This is a genomic window from Corynebacterium marambiense, assembly GCF_016342275.1.
In the GTDB taxonomy this organism is placed as follows: domain Bacteria; phylum Actinomycetota; class Actinomycetes; order Mycobacteriales; family Mycobacteriaceae; genus Corynebacterium; species Corynebacterium marambiense.
Map to the genome: position 1 here is coordinate 123,772 of NZ_JAEIOT010000007.1, position 22,434 is coordinate 146,205.

Below are 22,434 nucleotides of genomic sequence, written 5' to 3' on the forward strand. Positions count from 1 at the left end.
GCGGGGCCCTTATCGAAGAATGGGTCAGAATCCTAACGGTCGAGGTGAAGCTGCCCGCGGAAGACCGGATGCATGAGATTCTCCTTGCTCAGTACTTGATCCAGGGTCTCGGCGTCCATCAGTCCCTTCTCCAGGACGAGCTCGCGAACGGTCTTGCCGGTTTCTGCCGCTTCCTTACCTATGAGGTCACCATTATGGTGACCGATGAACGGGTTCAGGTAGGTCACGATTCCGATCGAGTTGTCGACGTAAGCCCGACAGACGTCCTCGTTCGCGGAGATTCCATCGACACACTTGGTGCGGAGCGTCTCGACGGCGTTCCGGAGGATTCGGATCGATTGGAACAGGGACTCCCCGATTACCGGCTCCATGACATTGAGCTGGAGCTGGCCGGCCTCGGCGGCCATGGTAACGGTGATGTCATTGCCGAACACCTTGAAGCACACCTGGTTGCAGACCTCGGGAATAACCGGGTTAACCTTGGCAGGCATGATCGATGAACCGGCCTGGCGGGCCGGGAGGTTGATCTCGTTCAGGCCGGCCCGTGGACCGGAGGACAACAGGCGCAGATCGTTACAAATCTTCGACAGCTTCATCGCGGCTCGCTTCACCGCGCCATGAGCGAGCACATAGGCACCGCAGTCGCTCGTCGCCTCAATGAGGTCCTTCGCTGACTTGACCTCCAGCCCCGTGACTTCACTGAGGGAAGCCGTGACCTGATGACGGTAGCCGGCTGGAGTGTTCACTCCGGTGCCGATGGCTGTCGCCCCGAGATTGACCTCCAGGAGACGCTCCGAGGCATCGCGGAGGATGACGCGCTCCTCAGACAGATTGTGGGCGAAAGCGGCAAACTCCTCACCGAGTGTCATGGGTACCGCATCCTGGAGCTGTGTGCGACCCATCTTCAGGATGTCCACGAACTCGTGTCCCTTCGCGGCGAAGGAACTTTCGAGAGCATCGAAGGAATCGATCAGGTCATTGAGAGCGTAGTGGACACCGAGCCGGAATCCTGTCGGATAGGCGTCATTGGTGGATTGGCTCATGTTGACATCATCATTCGGGTTGATGATGTCGTAGGCGCCCTTCGGCTTTCCCAGATACTCCAGAGCCAGGTTCGCGATTACCTCATTGGTGTTCATGTTCAGGCTGGTTCCGGCACCGCCTTGGAAGACATCGAGCGGGAACTGGTCCATGCACCGTCCCTCGACCAGAATCTGGTCACACGCCCAGATGATCGCCTCGCACTTCTCGGCGGGAAGAGTGTGCAGCCTGCGATTGGCCAGGGCACTGGCCTTCTTCACCTGGACCATGCCACGGATGAACTCCGGGATTTCGTTGACCGTGATCCGGGAGATCCGGAAGTTCTCCATTGCACGGAGCGTGTGAATACCGTAGTAGGCCTCATCCGGAACGTCCAGTTCCCCCAGCAGATCCACTTCCGTGCGGGTTCCGTTTCTCTCGTACCCCGCTCGGGAACGGGAACTGTCGGGACCATCCTGCACCTGCGTCTCCGGTTCCGGTGCGGATGCCGGTTTCTCCGCGGATACCGCGGGGTCGTCGCGCTTTCCCGTCTTCTGGGTGCCTGACTTACGCTTTGATGACTTGACCATCATCCTGTCACCTCTCTACTCGGCCGTTTTCCTGGTGCGGCGAGATCCGCTCCGCCCCAGCATAACGACGATTCGGTACACACGAGCGGTGGTGGCTTCACCGCCTTCCACAACGGGGCCCCGCAGAACCAGATATCCCGGAGGGTTCCCCATTCTCCCAGTACAAGACGTTAAATCTGGACACAGGGGTGTTTGGCTCGGATGATAGACGGACATCCAACCAATCCACGGGGAGGCATTTCTCATTGTGGAAGATCGTTCTCCCCTCCTCCTGACCGGGTCACCCCGCCCCTCGGGCATATCCGATTCAGGGGGAGCCGGGGCATGAAGAAACCCCTGTACCGGTCAATGCCGGGTGCAGGGGTCGAAGCGCGCCCGCGATCAGAGCCGGGCGATTCGGATCTCCGATGCGAGGATAGCTTGGGCACCGATTTCCGCGAGCTCGTCCATCACGTCATTAGCGTTATTGCGCGGAATCATCGCGCGTACGGCGACCCAATCGTCCAGGGCAAGCGGGGACACCGTCGGCCCGGAGATACCCGGAGTGACCGCGGTGGAGGCGTCGAGGAGCGAACAAGGTACGTTGTAATCCAGCATGAGATAGTTCTGGGCGTGGAGAATGCCCTCGATCCGGCGGAGCAGCACCCGCTGTTCCGCGGTGACGCTCTCACCAGCACGCCCGACGATGACGGCTTCTGATGAGACCAGAGGCTCGCCAAAAGGCTTGAGCCCCTGCTTGCGTAGCGTCCGGCCCGTGGAGACGACATCGGCTATCACGTCGGCGACACCGAGCCGGATGGAGATTTCCACTGCCCCATCGAGGCGGATCACCTCGGCGGACTGGCCGCGGGAGGCGAGATCCTCACGGACGAGATTCGGGTAGGACGTGGCGATCCGCTTGCCGTTCAGGTCATCGACGGACCAGCTTTCCCCTGCCAGAGCCGCATAACGGAAGGTGGACTTCCCGAATCCCAGGGAGAGGACCTCCTGCACGTTGGCGAGGGAATCGGATGCCAGATCGCGGCCCGTGATGCCGAGATCGAGTTGACCGTTCGCGACGTAGATCGCGATGTCTTTGGGCCTGAGGAAGAAGAACTCGACGTTGTTCGCTCTGTCGGTGACGGTCAGAGCCTTGCTGTCTCCACGTCCGGTGTAGCCGGCCTCCGAGAGAATCTCGACGGCGGATTCGGACAGAGAGCCCTTATTCGGTACGGCAACTTTGAGCATGATTTCCCGGGGATCCTTCAGGGGTACGTGGTGGACGGTGCGACGGTAGAGTCTCAGAGGTATTTGTAGACGTCCCCAGGTTTCAGGCCCCTGGCGACCATGACGACCTGGGTCCAGTACAGCAGCTGTGAGATTTCCTCGGCGAGCTCTTCGTCTGACTGGTACTCAGCGGCCATCCACACCTCCGCGGCCTCCTCGACGACCTTCTTCCCCTGGGTATGGATACCCGCGTCAAGGGCAGCCACGGTGCCCGAGCCTTCGGGGCGTTCGGCGGCACGGGAGAGTAGTTCTGCATACAGGGAGTCGAAGTCTTTCACGCCGCTCATTCTTGCACATCCCGTTCGGAGCGTGGCGCAGGAGTGGGGGTGATGGAGCGGAACAGTGCGTCGATAGTGGCTACGTCTATGCCCCGGAAATCGGCCCCGGTGAGTTCAGGGGCTCCGGTCAGGCCCCCGAGTGTGGGTACATCCTTGGGCCCGTCACCGGCGGGTCCGGGTACTCCGATCACACGACACCCCGCATCCCGAGCGGCTGTCATGCCCGTCGGGGAGTCCTCGAAGACCAGGCACTCCCCCGGTGAGACTCCTGCGCGTCTCGCTACCTCGCGGTAGATGTCCGGGGCGGGTTTCCCCCGCGTCACCTCGTCACCGCAGACCGTGTCGGCGAAGTAGTCACGCCCGACGGCCGTGATCGCGAGATCCGCGAGCTCGCGGGGCGTGTTGGTCGCGACATACATAGGGGTGCCCCGGGACTGGAGCCCGTTGAGGATGTCCCTGACACCTGGGTTGAGCGTGAGGCGCTTGGAGAATAGTTCGGCGACCCGGTCGAAGAGAATCCTCCGATATCTGTCCCTGGTGGCGTCATCCGGGGTGATATCGGCGTGTTCGGCGCATACCCGGAACGTGTTGTCGAAGGTCCCACCCATCGTGGCGGCATGTTTCTCCACGGTCAAGCGTCGACCCATACGCTCACTCATCTCGTAGGTCGCGATTGCCCACAGGGGTTCGGTGTCAGTGAGGGTGCCGTCCATGTCCCAGATGACGGCGGCGGGAGCGGTGTCCACTTCTGGCGGATTCGGCTCGGTCACGGTGGGTGCCTCCTCCCCTAGTCGAAGGCCGGAAGCTCGAAACCGTCCTCGGCTTCCTCCGTCTCGGGTGGGGTGAAGCCGGTCACCGTGACCGACCGCGAAATCAGGGAGTTCAGTTCCTCGAACTCCTCGGGTTCGATGACGGCGTCGCCGTGTCGGGCATTAAACGTCTCGACCGCGGTGATGAACCGGGTGATCACCCCGGTCAAGGTATCCGCGTCCGGGGATTCCGGAAGAAGGTCCAGTTCGGTGAGGAATCCGTCGATGATCTGGCGTAGCTGCGGGAGGACAGCGGGGTCGAAGGGCTGCTCCCAGAACTCCTTCTCGTCCTTTCCCAGATAGGAACCGGTCGCGAAGGTCTCAAGGTCATCAATGAACTCATCGACGACCGGGGAGAACTGCTGGCTGATGGGCGTGGATGTCATGCCCCTATTGTGTACCAGCCGCGCTGGCCGGGTCGGCCCGCCCCTCCGCTCCGCCGTGTCTGCGCCGGTCAGTGGGCTGCGGAGAGCAGCGGGACCCCCATCAGGGAATCCAGGGCACGGGAAACCAGATCTCCGGCATCGGTGGGGTCCGGAGCGTCGTGGTGTCCGGACAGTGTCGTCGCCGCCCAGTCATCCACCATGGTGAGTACCCGGGGCGTGTCGAGATCGTCCGCCAACGCTGCACGGACCCGTTGGATGAGCTCCGTGGCGGCGTCGGTATCGGTCGCCACGGCCGCAGCGGAGCGCCACCTCGCGAGCCGGGCCTCCGCATCCGCGAGCACCTGATCGGACCAGTCGCGGTCGCTCCGGTACCAGCTCGCGAAGACGCCGAGACGGATGGCCTCCGGCTCATGCCCCGCCGCCGTGAGCCGGTGGACGAAGACGAGATTCCCCAGGGACTTGCTCATCTTCGTTCCCTCGAGCCCGATCATCCCGCTGTGCACGTAGTGGCCGGCCATCCTCTGTGACCCGGTGGCGGCCTCGACGTGGGCCGCGCTGTATTCGTGGTGCGGGAAAATGAGGTCGGTGCCACCGCCCTGGACCGCGAAGGAGGAACCCAATCGGTTCAGGGCGATCGCCGCGCACTCGATGTGCCAGCCGGGACGTCCTGATCCGAACGGGGCGTCCCAGTTCGGTTCCCCCGGGCGTGCGGCGCGCCAGATGAGAGCGTCCATCGGATTCCGCTTACCGTGCCGATCCGGGTCGCCGCCCCGTTCGGTGAAGAACCTCATCATGGTCGGGCGGTCATAGTTCGACTCGTACCCGAACTCCGGGGTCGCGTCGATCGACGCATAGATGTCCGGGTGCTCGTCATCGACGACATAGGCGCTCCCGTTGCCGAGCAATGTGGAGACAAGGTCGATGACCTCGTCGACGATATCGGTGACGGCGATGAACTCGGTCGGTGGGATCACCCGGAGCGTCGACATGTCGGAACGGAAGAGATCGGTCTGATCGCTCCCGAGTTCCCGCCAATCGACGTTGTCCCGGGCCGCACGTTCGAAGAGCGGATCATCGACGTCGGTGACGTTCTGCACGTACCTGACCGCGTGGCCGTTGTCCCTGAGCTGACGGATGACCAGATCAAACGTCAGATAGGTAGCCGCGTGCCCGAGATGCGTCGAATCGTAGGGGGTGATCCCGCAAACGTACACGCCGACGGTGTCTCCGGCGACGGTGACGGGACGGACTGTGGCGTCCGCGGTGTCGAACAGATTCAGCGGTACCGGTGTCCCACCTATGACGGGGACCTCTGGTTCGGGCCAGGAATGCATGGGGACAACTTTAGCGCGGGTGGTTGACGGTTGCGGACGGACCCCGTTAACGAACCCGAGTCACCCGGTCAGGGCTGAAGAACACCTGCTGCGAGTAGTCCTATCACCGCGAGCCCGACGGGGATGCGGTAGGCCGCAAACCAGGAGAACGAGTGCGTGGAGACGAACTTCAGCAGCCAGGCGATGGACACGTAACCAACCACGAAAGCGATACCTGTTCCCACCACGAGTTGAGCGGCGGACGCCGCCTGACCTGCTTCGGGTGCGAAGGCGTCCGGCAGGGAGAAGAGCCCGGAGGCCAGAACCGCCGGAATGGCCAGCAAGAAGGAGAATCGTGCCGCGACCTCTCTGTCGAGTCCGAGGAAAAGGCCCGCGGAGATCGTGCCGCCGGACCGGGATACCCCGGGGATCAGGGCGAGGCACTGGGCGAGTCCCATCAGCACGGCATCCCGAAGGGTCAGATCCCCGAAGGAACGCTTCTTGTTTCCCCACCTTTCCGCGGCGATGAACACGAAGCTGAAGAGCACGAGCATCCCGGCTGTGACCCACAAGTTCCGCAGGTTGTCGCGGATCAGGTCTTTGCCGAGGTAGCCGATGATCCCGACCGGAAGGGTACCGATGATGACCATCCAACCCATTCGGTAGTCGAGTCCCCGCTGTGACCCGTCGACCAGTCCGCGGAACCAGCCGGTGGCGATCCGCCAGATGTCCCTGGCGAAATAGACGAGCACTGCGGCTTCGGTACCGAGCTGCACGACGGCGGTGAAGGACGCGCCGGCGTCCTGTCCGAAGAACAGCGAACTGACGATCCGCAGGTGCCCGGAGGAACTCACCGGGAGAAACTCGGTCAGCCCCTGAACCACGGAGAGGACCACCGTCTGGATCCAGCTCATCTGGTCCACCGACCCGTCGGCGGCACCTGTGGCATGCAGTGGAGGCAGGACGTCGCTCGCGGTGCGGAGGGACGCCTCCGCGGCGGACAGGGATGCTTGGGCACGGCCGGGCACCAGACCGGCGAGGAAACTCATCAGACTCACGCACCACACCGTACTCTGTCCGACCGCTAGGGTGGTGCCCGTGCGAGAAAATACGGCGGGTACAAGCGGACTGAGGGTCTCGGAACTGGGCCTCGGGGTGTCCACCTGGGGGGAAGCAACCCCGGCTGAAGACACCGGGGCAATTCTCCGCACGTTCGTCGATGCGGGCGGAACACTGATCGATACCTCCCCAGCCTATGCCGATGGTGTTGCGGAGAAGCTGCTCGGTGACCTGCTGCGGCGCCGCACGGTCGATCGTGGTCAACTGGTGCTCTCGTCCTCGTCGGGGGTCGACCCCACCCTTCCCCTAGGGCGACGGGTCGACTGCTCCCGGCGGGCTCTGATGGCCCAGTTGGACCGCAGCCTTGCAGTCCTCGGAACGGACCACCTTGATGTGTGGAGCGTCGGTTTCTGGGATCCCCGAACACCACCGGAGGAAGTCGCCGAGACCCTGGACTGGGCGGTGCGTACCGGACGATCCCGGTACGCCGGCGTCCGCGGTTACTCCGGATGGCAGCTGGCGGTCACACATGCCGCGGGTGGAATCCGGACGATCGTCGCCGCGCAGGCCGGATACAGTCTCCTGGATCGTCGGTCAGAGGAGGAACTCCTCCCCGCCGCGGAGCACCTGGGGGTCGGTTTCTTCGCGGCGGCTCCACTCGCGCAGGGGGTACTCACCGGGAAATACCGGCAGGGCATACCCACCGATTCTCGGGGTGCGTCACCGAAACACGACGCAGAGGTGCAGGGGCTGCTGGTTCCGCGGAGCGTTACGGTGGTTGACGCACTGTGTACGGCTGCGGAGGGCCTCGACATTCCGCCGGCCGCCGCAGCGGTGGCGTGGCTCAGGGGGCGAGGCGCCGTGACCTCCGCGGTGATGGGGGTACGCACCGTAGCCCAACTGGAGGAGGTCTTGGGGGGACTGGCTGCCGGATTGCCGAAGGCGATCAGGGCTGCACTGGACGAGGTTTCTCTCTAAGGTTCCTGACTCCAAAGGCGGTGGTTGAACTGGCCTTTCTCCCAGCGCCCCGGCGACGGGGACGTAACCGGGGGCTCTGGTAACGTCCCGTGTGTGTCTACCCCACGTCCTGTCCTGATCGCCGCGCTCGCCGCTGCAGCCATCGTGGTCTCGGCCTGCAATAGCGCCCCTTCCCCCGTCGACGAATCGTCGTTGCCGCAGCTCACCGAGGCGGCGGTGGCCGAATCACCGCCCGCCGACTACACGGACGGTCGAGTTTTCCGTCCGGGCGGGGTCCTCGCGGACTCTGAACTCACGGATCTCGCCGTCGCGGCCGGTGACGTTCTGGCCGTCCGGTCCGGGGGGCACCTCGGGATCGGCACACCGGAACAGTTCGAGGCCGGAGACAACGCGGTCGTCGATATCGCGGCCGGATGTGGCCCACTGTCCGCGAGGGAAACAACGTTCGTCCTCGCATGCCCCGACGAGGAGGATGGTGGCATCATCCGACTCTTCGACGCCGACTTCCCCGGGTCCTCCGAGACCATCCGGGTGTCGGCCCCGGTCACTGCGGCCGCAGTGACCGATGATGGCCGGATCCTGGCGGGTGCGTCCGGTGACGGCGATGTCCTGGTAATCTCACCCGGTGGATCCGGGGAATCCGACACTGATGCCAGGATCGCCATCAAGGACTCCGTGGACCAGCTCATCACGGTACCGGTATCCGGGGAGTCGGACCGCGCAGTCGTGATCGACCGTGGGAACACCGTGATCAGCGGCGTTGACTGGACCAACTCGAAACCCGGCGCCGCGCTCCGTGCTGGTCTGGGGGTGGGTCGGCTGACCGTCGGTGAGCCCGGAACCGGGGTGGTGTTCGCGTCCGACACCCGGGGCGGGCAGCTGCTCGTGTACACCGTGAGCCCGGTCATCATGCTCCACCAGATGGCTACCGCCGGAGCGAGTCCCTGGGCATTGACCTGGGACAGCGGGAACCAGGTCGTGTGGGTCTCGGATACAGCGGACAACCTGATCACCGCTTATTCCGTCGCGGAGGGCGTACCCGTAGCCGTCGGCTCGCTTCATTCCGCCGCCGACATCCGGGGGCTCGGGATCACGAGGTCCGGAGACCTGATTGCCGTCGGTTCCGACGGCATCCAGATCGTTGATGCCACCACCCGGGGCAGCGCCCTGGAGGACACCATTACGTCCTGACCGGACCCGGGGCGGTTTTGGCCCCGGATCGTCGTAGGATGGTGCCCCGGAGGTGTCATCACTCCTCGCCCCACGTACACAACGCACTCTTTACTGATTCACCGAGTTTGAGGATCAATCATGTCCGACCTGCCGTCACGGCCCCTGTACAACCTCGCGCTACGGGCCATGTTCACACTTCCTCCCGAGCGTATTCACAACTACATCATGAATGGTCTCCAGATGCTTCACGGCATGGGGCGGAGCAACCGGTTGCTCGGGCGTGTCCTCGGGGTGTCCGATCCGGTGCTTCGGCAGGAGGTGTTCGGTGTCGAATTCCCGCAACCCCTCGGCCTCGCTGCGGGCTTCGACAAGAACGCCTCCTGCGCGGACGCCTGGGGTGCCCTCGGGTTCGGATACGCCGAACTGGGAACAGTCACCGCCTCGCCGCAGGCGGGGAATCCCCAGCCGCGCCTGTTCCGGCTCCGGGCCGACCGCGCGATCCTCAACCGGATGGGTTTCAACAACCACGGTGCCGCCGCGGTCGCCCGGAACCTGCACCGACGCAAGCTCAACGACGTGATCGGCATCAACATCGGCAAGACGAAAGTAGTTCCCGCTGAGGAGGCGGTCGAGGATTACCGGACGTCGGCGAAGATGCTCGGTCGCTTGGCGGACTACCTCGTGGTCAACGTCTCGTCCCCTAACACACCGGGACTCCGGGACCTGCAGGCGGTGGAGTCTCTCCGCCCGATCCTGAGGGCTGTCTTGGAGGTCGCGGACACTCCGGTCCTGGTGAAGATCGCACCGGATCTCAGTGACAAGGATGTTGACGCAGTAGCTGATCTCGCCGTGGAGCTCGGACTCGCGGGTATCGTCGCAACGAACACGACCATCTCCCGGGAAGGCCTGGTCACCGACGCTGAGAAGGTTGAGAAGATGGGCGCGGGTGGTGTATCCGGCCCCCCAGTTGCCGCACGCTCCCTCGAGATCCTGCGCAGGTTGCACGAACGCGTCGGTGATGAATTAGTTCTCGTCAGTGCGGGCGGTATTGAAACCGCCGAGCAGGCGTGGGAACGGATCACCGCGGGTGCCGCATTGCTCCAGGGGTACACGGGCTTCATCTACGGAGGTCCCTGGTGGATCCGGGATATCCACAAGGGGATCGCTGCCCAGATCCGGGCCCATGGGCTCGACGGTATCGCGGATGCGGTCGGTAGCGGCCTGGCCTGGATCGACAACTAGGTGAGGTCTAGGCCACGGGGATCATCTGGCGTTTGATGATCAGACCTGCGAGCAGCGAGACGATGGCGTAAGAGGGTAGCCAGTACTGCCCCATCACCATGTAGGTGTGGTTCGGCAGCACCCGACTCAGAACGATGAAAACGAGCGCGATACCGAGGGTGACCACACGCCCCATCGTCACGTACTGCGTTCGACCCGAGGTGGCGGAACCACCGATGATGATCGCAGCGATGCAGATCAGCAGGAAGCGCGTCGTCACATGGAACGGTGCCAGCCAACCGTTCAGGACGACCTCAAGGAATGTCCACAGGGCGAGAACGATTGCGAGTGCGATGAATGCACCACCCACGCGCAGTGCCGGGGGAACCGCTTTTACCGGCTGCGGTTCAGTGTTGTCGCCGGAATTATTTTTCGTCATAACGGTTACTGACTCTAGCCTTCTTAGCCGTTACCGCCTCAACTCGCGGGGACCCCGTGGTGCGCTGACTGTCACGCGTTCTCGTGCCAGCCCCAGAGAATCGCGCGTCCGATGCTGTGGAAATACAGGTTGAATCCGAGGATAGCCGGGGACGCGTCTTCCGGAACGTCGAGCTTCTCGACGTCCACGGCATGTACCGCGAACAAGTAGCGGTGCGGTCCGTGTCCCTCCGGCGGCTGCGGTCCGAAGTAGCCGCGGGTACCGCTGTCCCCCACCAGACTGAGGGCCTCGGGGACACCCTCGACGGTGGCACCCCCGGCTCCGGTCGCGAGCTCTGAGACTGAGGCCGGAATATTCAGCACCGCCCAGTGCCAGAACCCAGCCCCCGTGGGGGCATCCGGGTCGAAGCAGGTAACCGCTATCGACTTGGTGCCCTCGGGGAGCCCGGACCACGCGAGGTGGGGAGAAACATCGTTTCCTCCGAGATGGCGTTCGGCGAAGGTACCGCCGTTTTCCAGGTCATCGGAGCGCAGGGCGAAGGACGGGAGGTTCTTCAACGGGGCGTAGGGATCGGGTCCGGGGAAACGGGCATCGTCTGCGTAAGAGGTCATGCTCCCCTTTGTAACAGAATTCGTAAGACGGTGTCGTGCTGCGGTTCACTTAGTTCCCGTCACGCGGCCCGCTCCACCGCGCGTGGAGGTTAGCGTACCGGCCATCGGCCGCGAGCAACTCCTGATGGGATCCGTCTTCGACCACGGCGCCCCGGTCCATAAGAATGATCCGGTCAGCGACGACAGCCTGGTCGAGGCGATGCGCTACGACCAGTGAGGTACGTCCCCGCGCCACGGCCAGCGCGGCCTGCTCAAGGCTGCGCGCATTGTCCGATCCGGCCTCACTCGTGGCCTCGTCCATGATGAGGACAGGGGGATCGATCAGCACGATCCGGGCGAGCGATATCTGCTGCTCTATCTCAGGTGCGAGGTCATCGTTCCCGGCGCCGATTCGGGTGTCGAGGCCATCGGGTAGCCACCGTTGCCAGCCGGCGCTGTCCGGTGCGAGACCTACTCGGGAGAGAGCCGCAGTGAGAGTCGCATCGTCCGCGTCGGGAGTGGCCATCCGGAGATCCTCCCGCAGCGTTCCCGAGAATAGATGCACCTCCTGGCTGATCAGGGCCACCTGGCGGGCTGTCCATGTGTCCGGGACCGTCGAGGTGTCGGTCCCGTCGATAGAGATGGTCCCGGTTGCCGGTCGCTGAAGGCCCGCGATCAGCCCCGCGAGGGTTGACTTCCCGGCGCCCGACGCCCCCACAAGCGCAGTCATCGTCCCAGGCTCGAGGGTCAGGGACAGGTCATCGATGATCGGTGCGCCACCGGGGTAGCGGAAACCAACATTCTCAATTCTGACCTCGGGGCAACCGGTGCAGTCCCCGGGAACTGGGGCGTCGACTGCGTTGTCAGAGAGCAGGGCCAGTGAGACCGCGCGGCCGAGCGCGGTGAGTGCATTCTGGATCTCCCCGGTAAAGACCAGCACGTTGAAGACGTGCATCTCCAGTCTGACGACGAGTACGACAGCCGCGGAGGCCTCTCCCGTGGTCAGCATGTCCTGTGTGACGAGGTGGGTCGACATCGCGATCGCGCTGGCGAGCAAGAGACCGTAAGCGAGGTATCCGGTTCCGATGAGCCGGAGGAACAGTGGGATCCGGTCCGCCTCCCGCTGCACCGCGTCCCAGGAGTTGCGCTCCAGACGTTCGGTCGCCCACGCCCGGACGCCGAAGGCCCGGATGGTCGGCATGCCCCGGATCGTGTCGAGCAACATGTTGTTGCGACGCGCTTGCGCGGTGGATAGCGCATTGGTCGCGGCAGGCAGCCCGTTCAGGGTCCGCTTCACGGGAACGGCGAAGATGGCCGGGAGAAGGATCAAGAGCAGCAGGTACCAAGGCGAGATCAGGGTGAGCGCGACGAAGGTGAACGGGAACATCAGGGTAGTCACTATGAAGCGGGTGCCGATGCTCTGCACAGCACGGTACGCCGTGTCGATGTCCTTGGTGAGTCGGGTCATCACGTTTCCGGTACCGAGTTCGAGGACGTCCGGGATCGGCGCCTCAAGGGTCGCCGCCAGACATCGGCGCCGGAGATCGACCGTGAGTCTCCGGGTAGCGGAGAATATCAGGTAGGCCGCGGCGGGACGGGTGATCAACTCGAGGAACATGAGGATCCCAACGGCGACGAGAAGTGAGGTGAATCCGTCGCGACCGGAACCGAAACCGGGTACGGCGAGGCCGGAGATGAGATCGACGGATCTCCCGAGGAGCGTCGAGGAACCGGTCATCGACCCTAGATTGAGTACGAACACCGCCGCAGTGAGGAGCCACCAACCGGCCCCCGGAAAGCTGGGCAGCGAGCGGATACACCGACCGATGTCCCGCACGGATGCAGGGGCCAGAGCGTCGTGATGCCGGCGGTCGCCGGAGAGCGAGGTCGTCATCGGAGGAGCTCTGCATCGGTGAGAACACGGTCTGCGACGGCTCGCCACGCCCGCCCGGCGGTGATGATCACCGTCGGGCGCGCTCCGCGCAACCTCGTCACCGCCCGGGCCACGTCGTCAAGGGTGACGGCGTCCAAACCGGTCGTCGGTTCATCGAGGAGCAGGATCTCGGCGTCGGCCGCGAGGGCCCGGGCCAGAGCGACGCGCTGACGCTGTCCACCGGAGAGATTGAGACCTGCCTCCCCGATCGCGGCGTCCGGTAGATCACCGTCCGGTCCGTACCCGCCAAGCCTGGTGACGATGTCCCCGCAGCATGCTGCGTCGAGGGCAGCACGGACCCGACCGGTGGATAGTTCACCGGTCGGGTCGATATTCTCGCGGAGCGTACCTTCGAAGATGTTCACCCCGTGCGGTGGGGCGAGGACGCCGGGCACAACTGCCAGCTTCCGGGCCTCCTCTGCCGCGGCACGGCGACCTTCCGGGGTCACCGGAGCCCACACCGTGAGTCCCCTCTCCGGGACCGCTGGTGAGGTCTCCGCTGAGATCCTTTCCGGGGAAGTCAGTGCGGCAGCGAACCTGCCGATCCGGCCCGCAGACGCTTGTGCCCTCGACCAGACGTCGATAAAGAATCCCAGGGAGAACCCGGTGACGGTGAGCGCAGGGGGTGCGAGCAGAACGACCGTGAGGAACTCTCCCGGGGTTATCCGCCCTTCGAAGGCGAGCAGTGCCGCCCCGATGACGAGACCAAACCCGAACACGGCGGGAACCGCCTGCCGGATGATCGTCATGAACACGCCGATGCGCACCTCACGGAGCATCACCGTCAGTGCGTCTCCCGCCGCGGCATCGAAACGCGCCTGACTGGTCTCCACAGCCCCGAGCCCCTTAATAATTCGTGACCCCTGGGCGAAATCCGTTGCGAGTGAGACAGACCGAGACTCAGCCGCGCGACGTGCCTCCGCGACCCGGGTCAACGGACCGGCGGTGGCAGCCGCGACGAGCGCGGTGCAGACTCCGCCGCCGACGACGCCTACAGCGAGGCGCCAGTCGACTGCGGCGATCACCAGTGCCGAACCTGTTAGATAGAAGAAGAGGGACAGTGTGAAATCAAAGGACTGCTTGACCTCCGCGAGGGCCGACGTATCCTCGTCCACCGTGGTGAGAACCGTGCCTGGCGTCAGTGTGTGGGCTTCGAGAACCATCAGATTCTGGGTAAGTTCCAGCCGGAGACCGTGGACCATCCGGGCGATGGACATGTCGTTGAGGCCGATCTTCGCCGCCTCGCTCCAGAAGCCGATCCCCTGCAACACGAGGATGAGGGAGACGGTGCCGAGCAGCGCAACCGTGTGCCCGGTGTCAATGACAGCGCCGGTCGACCATCCCGCAATCCGGGACAACGCGATACCGCATGCCTCGGACACCAGTGTCATCGATATGACGAGCAGCACGATCCGCGGATGGTTGAGCAGTGCCGAGAGCGTCGTCCGGAACGGAGACATTCTCCCGGTCCTGCCGTGGAACGGGTTCTCGGCGGGAGGTTCGGTAGGGACGAACCAGGACCAGGAGCGTTGGCGGGCCCGGTTCAGATGGATCGTGGGCATGAGATGACGATACACCGATGGGGTCAGTGGCCGGGCCGCCAGCAGTGAAGCCACTGTGCAGGATCCGAAAGCCACTCTGTACTGGGGATTTGATCCCGTCGATCATTTCGGGCTAAAGTATGCGAGTGTCCAGCCGGGGAGGCTGGAAAACAAAAAGATACATCCACTCAAGTCCGGGTGGCGGAATGGCAGACGCGCTAGCTTGAGGTGCTAGTGTCCTATTAACGGACGTGGGGGTTCAAGTCCCCCTCCGGACACAGTTAAAAACCCGAGGAACACTGCCGTGTTCCTCGGGTTTTTCGTCCCTCTAGAAAGCAGTGTTAGCGACGTGTTAGCCAACGGTTGTGACGCAGGGTGCGGTGTCCCGACCGGCGATGACACGTCCGAGGGATGAGGGGTGTTTTCCGCGACAAGAGTCCACTGTATGAGCTGAATACGTTACGATTCAGGCGATTATTCTTTATCTGTGCACACATGGGTGCACAGACCGAATCCCGAGATACGCGAGGATAACAATGCTCCATAGAACAGTCGCCATCTCGATCGCGACCGCCACAGTGACAGTCCTGTGTTCCGGTTGCGTCTCACCAGGTTTACTCCGGCAGATCGGAGATAGCTCAACGACGCCGTCCCCGACCTCACCGACGCAACAGACCTTTTCGTCCGGTACGGTTGCCCCGATGCCGGGTGCGGGTGGAGCCGGCGACGCCCTCGTCAGACCCGATGACGGTGGTTCCGTGGGCTTCACTCCGAGCAACGTTCAGACAGTCCGTCCGGGTCAACCGGTTTCCGGTGTGGGCGTGGACATCGCCATCGACAGCGCGTCGCTGCGCAAGGACACGTCCGGACCTGTTGCTGTCATCAAGACTAGAGTCCGGAACACCCGGGGTGGATTAACAGGCGAGGAGTGCGGAACTAAACCGATCGTCGTCATTCAGGATGCTCAGGGGTACGCCAATGCCCCCGTGATGGACTTGGATGATGTCCCTGGTCTCGCGGCGAACCCGGGCGCAGATCCCGCCACCCAGCTCGACGACATCGGTGCGCTGGTCGATGATCTGACATGTCCCGCCAAGTGGCGCGTCGGTACCACTACCGAACAGACGTGGGAGATCCCCATCGAGTCGGGAGGAAAGCCCGCCGTGTTCGGCTTCTACAACCCGGCCGTAGCCGGGGCTACCACGACACCGGAACTCACCTGGATCTCGCTGCAGCCCTTCCTGAACTGAGTTCCTCTGACGTCTGAGTGACCGGGTAGAGTCTTCCGGAGCCGCACACACCCGTTGCCCGGACCCCCGAGTATCAGAACGATGCTCCAGGTCCGGCATGTGGTCCGCAGACGGAAGGATTCAAGTCAGTGTCCATAGCGCCAGACAACCTCGAGGTGTGTCTCGAGGTTATCGAGGAAGCCGGTCGCCTCGATCCCGACCACCCGGATTCGGTCCGCATCCAGCGGGCGGTCGCAGGACTGTTCAAACAGGTCAAGAGATCGCGCAAACTCGCTGCCCGGGAGCGCCAGAAACGCGCCGATGAAGCGGTCCTGCATGCCACCGCTACGGCGAATCCCCGGCGCATCGACGACGAGACCTCCGGGCTTCTCATCACTCCCGCCGAGGGTGCCACCGCTCAACTCGAACCCGGTGCGGTGGCTACCCCACACGGCTTCGCAGGGCGTCTTCAGCGTGCCCAGAACTGTTACGTGTGCAAACAGCCCTACACACTGGTGGACTCGTTCCACCACCAGCTGTGCCCAGATTGCGCCGCGGACAACCGACGACGCCGGGAGGCCCGCGTGAATCTCTCTGGTCGGAGAGCGCTGCTCACCGGTGGGCGTGCAAAGATCGGCATGTACATCGCGCTCAAACTCCTCCGCGATGGCGCGGACCTGACAATCACCACGCGTTTCCCGAGGGATGCGGTTCGTCGGTTCACCGCGGTCGCCGACTCCCCCGAGTGGATCCACCGGCTCCACGTCATCGGCGTCGATCTGAGGGACCCGGCGCAGGTCATCAGCCTTGCCGATTCCGTCGCTGCGGCGGGACCTCTCGACATCCTGATCAACAATGCCGCGCAGACCGTTCGGCGCTCTCCTGGCGCCTACTCGGGCCTCGTCGATGCCGAGTCCGCACCGCTCGAGGGTGTCGAGCAGGAGGTCGAAGTGTTCTCCCTGGGGTCGACCTCAGGACTCCACCCAGCGACCCTCACCGGCGCGGGCACAGACGGGGACGCCGCGGTCGCATCGCTCGGTGCTGATGGTGGCCGTATGATCGATACGGTGGCCGCCGCCGCCCAGGCTCACGCCTCCCGTCTCGCCGCACTGGCGATGACGGGTGGCTCCGCCGCGATGGATCGGGTCACTGACGGAACAGCCATCGACGCGGGTGGCCTAGTGCCCGATGAAGTCAGCCATAACTCGTGGGTGGCGCGCATCGGACAAGTCGACCCCCTGGAGATGCTCGAGGTCCAGCTGTGCAACGCCACGGCGCCGTTCATCCTCATCGACCGGCTGCGCCCGGCGATGGAGGCTTCGCCTGCGCGGCGCAGATACATCGTCAACGTCTCCGCGATGGAGGGTATCTTCGGTCGGGGGTACAAGGGGCCCGGGCATCCGCACACCAACATGGCGAAGGCCGCACTGAACATGTTGACTCGGACGGCCGCAGGGGAACTCGCCGAGCACGGCATCCTGATGACCGCCGTCGACACTGGCTGGATCACCGACGAACGGCCGCACACGACGAAGGTCCGGCTCGCCGACGAAGGGTTCCACGCCCCGCTTGATCTCGTCGACGGAGCGGCCCGGGTGTACGACCCCATCGTTCAAGGTGAGAACGGCGTGGACCTCTACGGATGCTTCCTGAAGAACTACGTTCCTAGCGCGTGGTGAAGGCGCTCCCACATCAGTCGATGTGTGGCCGCTTGACGTTCGGCGTGTAGGACTGGGTTGCATCATGCGGGTGATTGTGTGGGATCGGAGGCAGGACTTCGTAGCTGGCGTGAACGTAGCCCTCCCGGGTTGTACCGGCACCGATGAGCCGGAGAGGAATATCGCAGTTCACTCCGCCGAACAACGGGATACCGTCCCCGAGGACCAGGGGGACGGTGGTCACGGTCAACTCGTCAACCAGACCACGCTCCAGGAACTGCCGGATTTTTCCCGCGCTGTCGATGAATACGCCCCTGTATCCCCGATCGGCGATCAGGGACACCACCTCATCGAGGTCACGCGCCACCGTGGCTCTCTCGTCCGAGAAGGACTCCCGGGACGTCATCACGATCACATCCTTACCGGGGTACGGCCACTCAGGCAGGTCATTCAACTTGTCGAACGCTGGACGACTGATGACAACGGCATCGGTCTCCCCGAAAACCCGCGAGAAATCTCCGGCGACACCGGGGGCATGATTGACCGGGTGCTCGATGCCGTGATCCTGATCCAGGAGCCAGCTGACATCACCGTCTGGTCGGGCGATGAAGCCGTCCAGACTAGTGACGATGAAGACGAGTCCCTTCCAATTCCGCTGCATAACTGCGTTTCCTCTCGGGTTGTTGCCTCACGACCCGCCGACCGGCGGGTCGTGGACCGGAGCGGGGGTGGTACCCCGGACGGGTCCGGTCGATACCCCCAGAATAGGTCTTTTTTCCCTGGCCTTGCTAGAGGAACAGCCGGAGACTGACTGGATACCACCCCTAAGGGTGGGGAACCGGAATCAACCTCTCGCCCCGGGGCCGTCGTGACGTGCGCAGACCGACAGGAAGGGACGGGTTCATAAAGAAAAAGCGGCTCTCCGCCCGTTAACCCGGTGGGGAGCCGCCTGACTGCGGGACGCGACGATCGATCAGTCGTCGTGCTGCTCGTTCGGATCGTTGTCTGCGTCTTCCTTAGTTGCGTGGATCGTTCCCCTGACGTGATCCGGAGCCGCGTAAATCGAGTAAACCTTGAGCGGTTCGGAGCCCTCGTTCACGACGTTGTGCCACTTTCCTGCAGGAACGAAGACCGCCCAGTCATCCTCGACGGTCTGGTCGATGTCCAGGTTGTCGGGGTCGTCGCCGATCATAACGTGGCCTTCTCCGGCTTCGAGGCGGAGGAACTGGTCATGGTCGTCATGGACCTCGGCGCCGATCTCCCCACCTGCGGGAATGCTCATCACCGTCATCTGGAGGAACTTGCCGGTCCACAGGGTGTCGCGGAAGTTGTCGTTGTCCTTGGTGGCCTTCTCGATGTCGAGGACATACGGGTTCGGACCATGGTCGGCACGAAGGTCAGACATATGAGTCTCCTATTATCTATAGGGTATTCTGTTTACAGATCCCACTGTACCCACCTCGGGAGCCCTTTGCATTGCCCCATGTCAGAACTAGCTTCTCCTGTGCTAAGAGCCAATCACGAGCGCGACACGACAAACCTCAGTGGCCTGTCGTGGCGTCGAATGCCTCGAGAATCTTCTCCGCGGCGAGCGTCGGGGTGATCCGTCCGTGGCGAAGCTGGTCCTCAACGAAGGCCCGGGTCTTTTTCACCCGGCCGCTGGTGTTCAGTCGCTGAAGCAGGGTTTCGTGCACCATCGACCACATCCAGCCGACCTGCTGTTCCCTCCGGTTCTCCTCGAATTTCCCGCACTTGAGCATCGCCTCATGGTGTTCCTGCACGGTGTCCCAGAACTTGTCGACGCCCTCACCCTCGACCGCCGACATCGTCATGGTCGGCGGATGCCAGACGGCGTCCTCGCTCCTGACCATGCGGAGCGCGGCGGCCAGTTCACGGGCCGCCCGCTTCGCCGTCTTCGTATTCGGTCCGTCCGCCTTGTTGATGGCCACGAGATCCGCCATCTCGAGGACACCCTTTTTGATGCCCTGGAGCTGGTCTCCTGCGCCGGCGAGAGCGAGGAAGGTGAAACAGTCGACCATATTCGACACCGCGACCTCCGACTGTCCCACGCCGACCGTCTCGACGAGGATGATGTCGAAACCAGCGGCCTCGAAGACAACCATAGATTCCCGGGTCGCCTTGGCCACTCCCCCGAGGGTGCCCGCCGATGGTGAGGGCCGAATGAACGCGTCATCCTGGATGGAGAGCTTCGACATGCGGGTCTTGTCCCCGAGGATCGACCCCCTGGTCCTCGTCGAGGATGGGTCGATGGCGAGGACCGCCACCCGGTGTCCCTCCCCGATGAGCTTCATCCCGAGAGCCTCGATGAACGTCGACTTCCCCACGCCTGGAACGCCGGTGATCCCCACCCGTAGCGCATCGCCTGAGAACGGGAGCAGACGCACGAGGAGTTCCTGGGCCAGGACTCGGTGTGCGGGAGCCGTTGATTCGAGGAGCGTGATCGCCCGAGAGATCCGGGTCCTGTCCCGGTTCCGGACAGCCTCGAAGAGCTCGTCGACATCAATCCGACGACGGGCACGACGCACCACCTCCGGGGCTACCGCCGTCGCGGAACCGAGATCGGTCCCAGCGGTCGTCGTGAGCGAACCGAGGTGGTGCTCGAGGAACTCATCGTCGATGCTCATCTTCCCCTGGACCTCTCTACGCCTCGACCGGCGTGCCGTAGGAGCCCTCGGACGCCTCGGCCTCGGCCTGCAGGTCGTCCGGAAGGTCCAGGTCGAAGCCGAGGTTCGCGGATAGCTTCGTGATCATGTCGATGGCGGAATCCGCGATGACGGTGCCGGGCGGGTAGATCGCGGCGGCGCCGAAATCATAGAGATCCTGGAAATCGCCCGGAGGGATGACCCCGCCAACGATGATCATGATGTCCTCACGTCCGAGCTTCGCCAACTCCTCCTTCAGCGCAGGCACCAGGGTGAGGTGCCCGGCTGCCAGGGAGGACACGCCGACAACGTGCACGTCGGCGTCGACAGCGGCGCGGGCAGCTTCAGCTGGCGTCTGGAACAAAGGTCCGACGTCGACGTCCATTCCGAGATCCGCGTAGGCGGAGGCCACGACCTTCTGGCCACGATCGTGTCCGTCCTGCCCCATCTTCGCGATGAAGATACGCGGACGACGCCCCTCCTCGGCCTCGAATGCATCGGCCATCGCGATCGCGCGCTGAACGTTGCTCACAGCACCTTCCTTTCCGACCTCGTCCTTGTACACGCCGGATAGGGTGCGGATCTCAGCCTCGTGCCGGCCGAAGACCTTCTCCATGGCGTAGGAGATCTCGCCGACCGTCGCCTGGGCGCGGGCGCAGTCGACGGCGAGCTTCAGGAGGTTGTGCTCGAGGTCGCCGGCCTCCTTCGATTCCATCCGGCAGGCCTCGGTGAGCTTGTCCAGCGCCACCTGGACGGCCTCATTGTCCCGTTCCGCGCGGAGCCGGTCGAGCTTCTCGAGCTGCTCCTGACGCACCTTCGTGTTGTCGACCTTGAGGACCTCGATTTCCTCATCCTCCTCGACGATGTACTTGTTGACACCGATGAGTGCCTGACGTCCGGAGTCGATGCGGGCCTGGGTACGGGCCGCGGACTCCTCGATGCGGAGCTTCGGGATGCCCTCAGCCGTGGCCTGTGCCATGCCGCCTGCGGCTTCGACCTCCTCGATGTGTGCCCGGGCACGGTTCGCGAGTTCGTTGGTCAGCCACTCGATGTAGTAGGAACCCGCCCACGGGTCCACCGGGCGGACGGTTCCGGACTCTTGCTGCAGAAGCAGCTGGGTGTTACGGGCGATGCGCGCGGAGAAATCGGTCGGCAGCGCGAGTGCCTCGTCCAGCGCGTTGGTGTGCAGCGACTGGGTGTGCCCCTGGGTCGCAGCCATGGCCTCGATGCAGGTACGCGGAACGTTGTTGAACACGTCCTGCGCGGTCAGCGACCAGCCCGAGGTCTGCGAGTGGGTGCGCAGGCTCTGGCTCTTCTTGTTCTTGGGTTCGAAACCGCCGACCAGCTCGCTCCAGAGGAGTCTGCCGGCACGGAGCTTCGCGATCTCCATGAAGGTGTACATGGAGATGCCCCAGAAGAAGGACAGCCGGGGGGCGAACTTGTCCACGTCGAGACCAACGTCCTTACCGGCACGGATGTACTCGACGCCGTCGGCGAGGGTGTACGCGAGTTCGAGATCGGCTGTCGCTCCGGCCTCCTGGATGTGGTAGCCCGAGATTGAGATCGAGTTGAACCGCGGCATCTTCAGCGACGTGTACTCGAAGATGTTGGAGATGATCCGCATCGAGGGCTTCGGCGGATAGATGTAGGTGTTGCGGACCATGAACTCCTTGAGGATGTCGTTCTGGATGGTCCCCGCGAGCTGCTCCGGGCCGACGCCCTGCTCCTCGGCCGCGACGATGTAGAGGGCGAGAATCGGCAGGACGGCGCCGTTCATGGTCATCGAGACGGACACCGCGCCAAGGTCGATTCCCTCGAACAGCTGGCGCATGTCGAGGATGGAGTCGATGGCGACGCCGGCCATACCGACGTCACCGAGGACCCGCTCGTTGTCGGAGTCGTAGCCGCGGTGGGTGGCCAGGTCGAAGGCGACCGAGAGGCCCTTCTGCCCTGCCGCGAGGTTCCGCCGGTAGAACGCGTTGGACTCCGCTGCGGTGGAGAAACCGGCGTACTGGCGGATCGTCCACGGCTGGTTGGTGTACATGGTCGGGTACGGGCCACGCATGTAGGGCGGGGTGCCCGGGAAGGTGTCCAGCGGATGCGGCGGCCGCTCTCCGTCACCGATGGTGGCGGCGTCCCTGTCGGAACGGGTGTAGACACGCTTGACGTCGATGCCCTCGGGCGTTGCCCAGATCTGGTCCGCGGCTTTGCCGGGATCATCGACGGACGACGGGGCCTCGCCGGTGGTACGTGGGATGTCGTGGAAATTCGGGATGGTGCTCATGGTG

General features: G+C 63.9%; 20 protein-coding genes and 1 tRNA gene. 6 read left to right on the forward strand and 15 right to left on the reverse strand.

Annotated features, from left to right (window positions below; all coding sequences use genetic code 11):
* Nucleotides 1-32 precede the first annotated feature (32 nt).
* From aspA to JDV76_RS05700, 7 genes are all read right to left on the reverse strand, one after another.
* Nucleotides 33-1,610, reverse strand: coding sequence for an aspartate ammonia-lyase (aspA, locus tag JDV76_RS05670; protein WP_198735912.1), 1,578 nt, complete (start codon nt 1,608-1,610; stop codon nt 33-35).
* Between the two features lie 381 nt (nt 1,611-1,991).
* The gene (hisG, locus tag JDV76_RS05675; protein ID WP_198735913.1) at nt 1,992-2,837 is read right to left on the reverse strand and encodes an ATP phosphoribosyltransferase; all 846 of its coding nucleotides are present in this window, start codon (nt 2,835-2,837) and stop codon (nt 1,992-1,994) included.
* A 53-nt stretch (nt 2,838-2,890) separates the two neighbouring features.
* Nucleotides 2,891-3,163, reverse strand: a complete 273-nt coding sequence (locus tag JDV76_RS05680) for a phosphoribosyl-ATP diphosphatase (RefSeq protein WP_198735914.1) — start codon at nt 3,161-3,163, stop codon at nt 2,891-2,893.
* A complete protein-coding gene (locus JDV76_RS05685; RefSeq protein ID WP_248141047.1) occupies nt 3,160-3,924 on the reverse strand; it encodes an HAD family hydrolase in 765 nt (254 codons plus the stop codon). The genes JDV76_RS05680 and JDV76_RS05685 overlap by 4 nt, the downstream gene beginning before the upstream one ends.
* 17 nt (nt 3,925-3,941) lie before the next feature.
* Nucleotides 3,942-4,349, reverse strand: coding sequence for a hypothetical protein (locus JDV76_RS05690; RefSeq protein WP_232958934.1), 408 nt, complete (start codon nt 4,347-4,349; stop codon nt 3,942-3,944).
* 68 nt (nt 4,350-4,417) lie between these two features.
* Nucleotides 4,418-5,683 carry a cysteine--1-D-myo-inosityl 2-amino-2-deoxy-alpha-D-glucopyranoside ligase gene (gene mshC / locus JDV76_RS05695; protein ID WP_198735915.1) on the reverse strand — a complete coding sequence of 422 codons (1,266 nt, stop codon included), beginning with the start codon at nt 5,681-5,683 and terminating at the stop codon, nt 4,418-4,420.
* Between the two features lie 68 nt (nt 5,684-5,751).
* Nucleotides 5,752-6,576: an undecaprenyl-diphosphate phosphatase gene (locus tag JDV76_RS05700; protein WP_198736418.1), complete on the reverse strand. Its 825-nt coding sequence runs from the start codon at nt 6,574-6,576 to the stop codon at nt 5,752-5,754.
* Nucleotides 6,577-6,760: 184 nt separating this feature from the next.
* Here JDV76_RS05700 and JDV76_RS05705 point away from each other — a divergent pair, with 184 nt between their 5' ends.
* The 3 genes from JDV76_RS05705 (at nt 6,761) to JDV76_RS05715 (ending at nt 10,114) form a co-directional block, all read left to right on the forward strand.
* Nucleotides 6,761-7,699: an aldo/keto reductase gene (locus JDV76_RS05705; protein WP_198735916.1), complete on the forward strand. Its 939-nt coding sequence runs from the start codon at nt 6,761-6,763 to the stop codon at nt 7,697-7,699.
* Nucleotides 7,700-7,792: 93 nt separating this feature from the next.
* A complete protein-coding gene (locus JDV76_RS05710) occupies nt 7,793-8,890 on the forward strand; it encodes a WD40 repeat domain-containing protein (protein WP_198735917.1) in 1,098 nt (365 codons plus the stop codon).
* 120 nt (nt 8,891-9,010) lie between these two features.
* Nucleotides 9,011-10,114, forward strand: a complete 1,104-nt coding sequence (locus tag JDV76_RS05715; RefSeq protein WP_198735918.1) for a quinone-dependent dihydroorotate dehydrogenase — start codon at nt 9,011-9,013, stop codon at nt 10,112-10,114.
* A 7-nt stretch (nt 10,115-10,121) separates the two neighbouring features.
* Here JDV76_RS05715 and JDV76_RS05720 read toward each other — a convergent pair whose 3' ends face one another.
* The 4 genes from JDV76_RS05720 to JDV76_RS12835 form a co-directional block, all read right to left on the reverse strand.
* On the reverse strand, nt 10,122-10,532 hold the full coding sequence (locus JDV76_RS05720) for a hypothetical protein (RefSeq protein WP_198735919.1): 411 nt from the start codon (nt 10,530-10,532) through the stop codon (nt 10,122-10,124).
* 71 nt (nt 10,533-10,603) lie between these two features.
* Entirely contained in the window at nt 10,604-11,143 is a 540-nt protein-coding gene (locus JDV76_RS05725; protein WP_198735920.1) for a YbhB/YbcL family Raf kinase inhibitor-like protein, read from the reverse strand.
* Nucleotides 11,144-11,192: 49 nt separating this feature from the next.
* Complete coding sequence (locus JDV76_RS05730) at nt 11,193-13,016, reverse strand: ABC transporter ATP-binding protein (RefSeq protein ID WP_198735921.1); 1,824 nt, start codon at nt 13,014-13,016, stop codon at nt 11,193-11,195.
* The gene (locus JDV76_RS12835; protein WP_272487624.1) at nt 13,013-14,617 is read right to left on the reverse strand and encodes an ABC transporter transmembrane domain-containing protein; all 1,605 of its coding nucleotides are present in this window, start codon (nt 14,615-14,617) and stop codon (nt 13,013-13,015) included. The genes JDV76_RS05730 and JDV76_RS12835 overlap by 4 nt, the downstream gene beginning before the upstream one ends.
* A gap of 171 nt (nt 14,618-14,788) precedes the next feature.
* Between JDV76_RS12835 and JDV76_RS05740 the strand changes: the two genes are divergently transcribed.
* The 3 genes from JDV76_RS05740 to JDV76_RS05750 all read left to right on the forward strand — a co-directional run bounded on the left by JDV76_RS05740 (nt 14,789) and on the right by JDV76_RS05750 (nt 17,504).
* A tRNA-Leu gene (locus JDV76_RS05740) sits at nt 14,789-14,874 on the forward strand.
* A 423-nt stretch (nt 14,875-15,297) separates the two neighbouring features.
* Nucleotides 15,298-15,846, forward strand: coding sequence for a hypothetical protein (locus JDV76_RS05745; RefSeq protein ID WP_198735922.1), 549 nt, complete (start codon nt 15,298-15,300; stop codon nt 15,844-15,846).
* Between the two features lie 128 nt (nt 15,847-15,974).
* Nucleotides 15,975-17,504 (forward strand): SDR family NAD(P)-dependent oxidoreductase, encoded by a 1,530-nt coding sequence (locus JDV76_RS05750; RefSeq protein ID WP_198735923.1) that lies wholly within the window; start codon nt 15,975-15,977, stop codon nt 17,502-17,504.
* Nucleotides 17,505-17,517: 13 nt separating this feature from the next.
* Here the strand turns inward: JDV76_RS05750 and JDV76_RS05755 are convergent, their stop codons facing one another.
* The 4 genes from JDV76_RS05755 to scpA all read right to left on the reverse strand — a co-directional run bounded on the left by JDV76_RS05755 (nt 17,518) and on the right by scpA (nt 22,430).
* Entirely contained in the window at nt 17,518-18,144 is a 627-nt protein-coding gene (locus JDV76_RS05755) for a dihydrofolate reductase family protein (RefSeq protein ID WP_198735924.1), read from the reverse strand.
* A gap of 312 nt (nt 18,145-18,456) precedes the next feature.
* Nucleotides 18,457-18,888 carry a cupin domain-containing protein gene (locus JDV76_RS05760; protein ID WP_198735925.1) on the reverse strand — a complete coding sequence of 144 codons (432 nt, stop codon included), beginning with the start codon at nt 18,886-18,888 and terminating at the stop codon, nt 18,457-18,459.
* A gap of 136 nt (nt 18,889-19,024) precedes the next feature.
* A complete protein-coding gene (gene meaB / locus JDV76_RS05765) occupies nt 19,025-20,128 on the reverse strand; it encodes a methylmalonyl Co-A mutase-associated GTPase MeaB (RefSeq protein WP_198735926.1) in 1,104 nt (367 codons plus the stop codon).
* Between the two features lie 16 nt (nt 20,129-20,144).
* Entirely contained in the window at nt 20,145-22,430 is a 2,286-nt protein-coding gene (scpA, locus tag JDV76_RS05770; protein WP_198736420.1) for a methylmalonyl-CoA mutase, read from the reverse strand.
* Nucleotides 22,431-22,434 lie beyond the last annotated feature (4 nt).